The sequence below is a fragment of the Teichococcus deserti genome (assembly GCF_001982615.1).
Classification (GTDB): Bacteria; Pseudomonadota; Alphaproteobacteria; order Acetobacterales; family Acetobacteraceae; genus Pseudoroseomonas; species Pseudoroseomonas deserti.
In genome coordinates, this window is the sequence record NZ_MLCO01000544.1 from 1 (window position 1) to 1,608 (window position 1,608).

The 1,608-nt window shown below is 76.6% G+C and carries 1 pseudogene; it reads right to left on the minus strand.

The window, feature by feature from the left end:
- A pseudogene (locus tag BKE38_RS32690) lies at positions 1-1,608 on the minus strand (hypothetical protein); the annotation flags it as partial.

Genomic DNA, 1,608 nt, shown 5'->3' on the forward strand with positions numbered 1-1,608 from the left:
GCCGGCGGCGTCAGATGGGTATAAGGGACAGCCGATGCTCTGCGCGAAGACGCCATCGGCGCCGTCGCCGCGGCTGGTTATGGCGCCGCTGTTGCGTAGGTCCACGGTGCCGGCATCGCCGCCGCCGCCGCCGCCGCCGCCGATCGCGACCGAGGTCGCGAAGCTGTACTTCGCCGCCGAGGCCGAGGCCGTGGCATCGCCGCCGCCGCCCGCGCCGCCGCCGCCGCCGATGCTCTGGGCGACGACGCCATAGGCGTCCTGGCCCATGGTCGCGATCAGCCCCTGGTTGACCACCTGCACCGCGCCGCCGGTGCCGCCCGTCCCGCCGCTGCCGCCCAGCGCCACCGCGACCGAGATCGAGACGCTGCCCTGCCCACCGGCGGCATAGGTGGCGGCGGTGCTGTCGCCGCCCGCGCCGCCGCCGCCGCCGATGCTCTGCACGATCACCCCCATCGCGGCATCGCCCGCCGTGGTGATCAGCCCGGTGTTGGTCAGGCCCGCCGGCCCGCCGGTATTGCCGGCGCCGCCCTGGCCACCGGTCGCCAGCGAGAAGGACATCGCCGGGATGTCCTTGTTCGGCGACAGATCGACCGAGCGCGCCGCCGCGGCGCCGCCCGAGCCGCCGCCGCCGCCGATGCTCTGGATCAGCACGCCGGCGGCGTTGGGGCCATAGGTGGTGACCTGGGCGTTGTTGGTCACGGCGACGCGGTCCGCCGCGCCACCGCCGCCGCCCCGCCCGCCGATCGAGACGGCGGCCAGCGGCAGGGCGCCGGCGATGAAGGAGAGCGCGGCGCCCCCCTTGCCGCCGCCGCCGCCGATGCTCTGTGCCTGGATGCCGGCGGCATGGTCGCCATAGGTGGTCACCAGCCCGCCATTGACCAGGCTGAGCGGGCCGCCGCGGCCGCCGCCGCCGGCATCGCCGCCGATCGCCATGGAGATCAGGCCGACACCCTTGGAACTGGCGCTGCCGCCGGCGCCGCCGGCGCCGCCGATGCTCTGAGCCAGCACGCCGCCACCGCCCAGGCCGTTGGTCGAGGCGACGATGCCGGCGCCCAGGTTGACGCGCAGGCTGCCACCGTCGCCGCCCAGGCCGCCATTGCCGCCGATGGCGAATTGCGCACCGATATCGATGTCGGTGGTGTCGCCGCCGGAGCCACCGCCGCCGCCGATGCTTTGCGCCAGCAGGCCCACGGCATTGCGGCCGGTGACGATGACCAGCCCGTTCGGCGCATCGATCGCCACCGGCCCGCCATTGCCACCCGCCGCCCCGGCGCCGCCATCGGCGTTGAAGCGGGCCTGGCCGCCGCCGCCGCCGCCGCCGCCGACGCTCTGCACCAGGGCGCCATGCGCATAGTTGCCGGCGGCGCGGATGATGCCGGTGGTGCCGGCGGCGCCGAGCGTCAGGCTGGCGCTGCCGCCGATCCCGGCGCGGCCGCCGCTGCCGGCCTGGCCCTCTACCGCCTCGGCATTGGCGCCGACCCCGCCGCCGCCGCCATTGGCCTGCACCAGCACGCCCTGGCCGCCGACCACGCCGTCGACATCGCCGCCGGTGAAGCCGATGCTGCCCAGGATGGTGGCGCTGGCGCTGCCGCCGGCACCGCCATCGCC